General features: G+C 66.8%; 3 protein-coding genes. 2 read left to right on the forward strand and 1 reads right to left on the reverse strand.

The genetic code is table 11. The annotated features are described in order from the left end of the window. Nucleotides 1-4: 4 nt before the first annotated feature. On the reverse strand, nt 5-1,165 hold the full coding sequence (locus RH90_RS08315) for a phosphoserine transaminase (protein ID WP_010185066.1): 1,161 nt from the start codon (nt 1,163-1,165) through the stop codon (nt 5-7). Between the two features lie 146 nt (nt 1,166-1,311). Here RH90_RS08315 and RH90_RS08320 point away from each other — a divergent pair, with 146 nt between their 5' ends. Continuing rightward, nucleotides 1,312-1,977 carry an extensin family protein gene (locus RH90_RS08320; protein WP_010185067.1) on the forward strand — a complete coding sequence of 222 codons (666 nt, stop codon included), beginning with the start codon at nt 1,312-1,314 and terminating at the stop codon, nt 1,975-1,977. Nucleotides 1,978-2,014: 37 nt separating this feature from the next. Beyond that, nucleotides 2,015-2,938 (forward strand): LOG family protein, encoded by a 924-nt coding sequence (locus RH90_RS08325; RefSeq protein ID WP_010185068.1) that lies wholly within the window; start codon nt 2,015-2,017, stop codon nt 2,936-2,938. The last annotated feature ends 26 nt before the right edge of the window (nt 2,939-2,964 follow it).

Genomic DNA, 2,964 nt, shown 5'->3' on the forward strand with positions numbered 1-2,964 from the left:
GCGGTTACGCGGCCTTGGCGGTTGCGTAGGCCCAGTCGAGCCACGGGCCGAGCGCGACGACATCCGCGGTGTCGACCGTCGCGCCGCACCAGATGCGCAGGCCGGGAGGCGCGTCGCGGTAGCCGGCGACGTCATAGGCCGCGCCCTGCTTTTCGAGCAGGCCGGCGAAGGTCTTGATGAACCCCTCGTCGGCGCCCTCGACCGTCAGGCACACGCTGGTCTTCGAGCGCGTCGCCGGATCGGCGGCGAGATGGCCGAGCCACGAACGCTCTTCCACGATCTGATCGAGCGCGGCGGCATTGGCGTCCGAGCGGGCGATCAGCCCGTCGGCGCCGCCGATCGATTTCGCCCATTCGAGCGCCGCGATGCAATCCTCGACGGCGAGCATCGAGGGCGTGTTGATCGTTTCGCCCTTGAACACGCCCTCGGTAAGCTTGCCCTTAGAGACGAGGCGGAACACCTTCGGCAGCGGCCAGGCGGGGGTGTAGCTCTCGAGCCGCTCGACCGCGCGCGGGCCGAGGATCAGCACGCCGTGCCCGCCTTCGCCGCCGAGCACCTTCTGCCACGAGAAGGTCGCGACATCGATCTTCGCCCAGTCGATGTCATAGGCGAACACGCCGCTGGTCGCATCGGCAAAGGACAGGCCCTCGCGGTCGGCGGGGATCCAGTCGGCGTTGGGCACGCGGACCCCCGAAGTGGTGCCGTTCCAGGTGAACAGGACGTCGTTCGACCAGTCGACTGCGGTGAGATCGGGCAACTTGCCGTAGTCGGCGCGGATCACGGTAGGATCGATCTTGAGCTGCTTGACCGCGTCGGTCACCCAGCCTTCGCCGAAGCTTTCCCAGGCCAGCGTGGTGACGGGCTTTGCGCCCAGCATCGTCCACATCGCCATCTCGAACGCGCCGGTGTCGGAACCGGGGACGATGCCGATGCGGTGGGTGTCGGGGAGATTCAGCAGTTCGCGCATCAGGTCGATGCAGAGCTGCAGCCGCGTCTTGCCGATCTTCGAGCGGTGCGAGCGCCCGAGCGATTCGGTGGCGAGCCTGGCGGCATCCCAGCCCGGAGGCTTGGCGCAGGGACCGGAAGAAAAATAGGGGCGCGCCGGCCGAGTGGCGGGCATTGCGGCGGACGCAGCTGTGGCGTCGAGAACGGTCGAATCAGTCATATAGTCTCTCCTTACAGAGAGCACGCGCGGCGTTGGGACCGCGTGGCCCGTCGACGGTCCTAGTGGCGTCGCGCTGCGCGTCAAGCGATGAGTCGTTCGTCGCAAGCTTGTGGCGGCGTTAACCAACTGCGGGCTATCGGGATCGCATGTCGCGTCGGATTGCCATCGTTCTCGTGTCGCTGCTGCTTGCCGCCTGTTCGAGCGGGCATGACCAGCGCCAGCCGATTCGCCCGCGCGGCAGCCGGCCGATCACGCTCAGCGTGCCGACGAGCCGCGAGACGCAGGCGTGCTTCGCCGACCTGTCACGCGAGGACGTGCGCTATTCGCCGCTGCCCGATCGCGATTATGGCGGCGGATGCCAGATTGTCGGCGCGGTGCAATTGATCGACATCGGCGTGCCCGTCACCAATTTGAAGGCGATGCGCTGCGGCCTTGCGCGCAGCTTCACCGGCTGGGTCGAACATGCCGTCGCCCCCGCCGCGCGGCAAATGCTGGGGAGCGACGTGGTGCGGATCGAGAGCATGGGCACCTATGCCTGCCGCGCGGTGATCGGCACCGCGGCGGGGGCGGGGCGCTTGTCGGGGCATGCGCTCGCCAATGCGGTCGATTTCTCGGGCGTCGTGCTCGAGAACGGGCGCCGGATCACCGTGCAGCAGGACTGGAACGGCGGCGATCCCAATGCGCGTGCGTTCCTGCGCACGATCCATGATTCGGCATGCCGCCGCTTCGGCACGGTCCTCAGCCCCAATTACAATGCCGCGCACTACAACCACTTCCATCTGGAAGACGATCACAAGGCCTTCTGCCGCTAGGCTTCAAATCGGGGCGGGGCTGGCCTAGATGCGCGGGATGACAGAGACTCCCAAAGCGGGCACGCCCGACGCATCGCATCCCGACAGCAACACCCACGTCCCCTCCCGCGTCTTCGCGCGCGCGCGGCAGGATGCGGAGACCGCCAAGGCGGCGGTGAGCACGCCGCAGACCGAGAACCCGGCCTATCGCCTCGCCTTCCAGGACATGGACTTCCTGCTGCGCGAGGATCTGCGCCCGATCCGCTTCCAGCTCGAGCTGCTCAAGCCGCAGCTGATCCTCGACGAAGCCAAGATCGGCTCGACCTTCGTGATGTACGGCTCGGCGCGGATCCCCGAGCCGGCCAAGGCGCAGGCACTGCTCGCTCTCGCGCGGAACGCGGTCGATGGCAATGAGGCGTCGATCCGCATCGCCGAGAGCCTGGTCGAGAAGTCGAAATATTACGACGTGGCGTATGAGCTCGCCCAGCTCGTCAGCGCCTTCCCGGTCGACGAGGAAGGCAAGCGGCAGTTCGTCGTCTGCTCGGGCGGTGGGCCGTCGATCATGGAAGCGGCGAATCGCGGTGCGGCCGAAGCGGGGTACGAATCGGTCGGGCTCAACATCGTGCTGCCGCATGAGCAGGCGCCGAACCCGTATGTGACGCCGGCGCTGTCGATGCAGTTCCACTATTTCGCGCTACGGAAAATGCACTTTCTGCTGCACGCGCGCGCCCTGGCGGCGTTCCCGGGCGGGTTCGGGACGTTCGACGAACTGTTCGAGCTGCTGACGCTGATCCAGACCGGCAAGATCGCGCCGATCCCGGTGCTGCTCTACGGCCGCAAATTCTGGGAGCGCGTCGTGAATTTCGAGGCGCTGGTCGAGGAAGGCGTGGTGTCGGCGAAGGATCTCGGCATCTTCACCTTCGTCGAGACCGCCGAGGAAGGCTGGGCGGTGGTGAAGGAATTCTACCGCGACAAGGACTGATCGACTTAAGCCCCTCCCCTTTAGGG

The sequence above is a fragment of the Sphingomonas sp. PAMC 26605 genome (genome assembly GCF_000241485.1).
GTDB lineage: Bacteria > Pseudomonadota > Alphaproteobacteria > Sphingomonadales > Sphingomonadaceae > Sphingomonas.

What these genes read in the sequence shown, in the direction of transcription:
- RH90_RS08315 (WP_010185066.1), bottom strand. Translation starts at nt 1,165, where the DNA reads ATGACTGATTCGACCGTTCTCGACGCCACAGCTGCGTCCGCCGCAATG.
- RH90_RS08325 (WP_010185068.1), top strand. Translation starts at nt 2,015, where the DNA reads ATGACAGAGACTCCCAAAGCGGGCACGCCCGACGCATCGCATCCCGAC.
- RH90_RS08320 (WP_010185067.1), top strand. Translation starts at nt 1,312, where the DNA reads ATGTCGCGTCGGATTGCCATCGTTCTCGTGTCGCTGCTGCTTGCCGCC.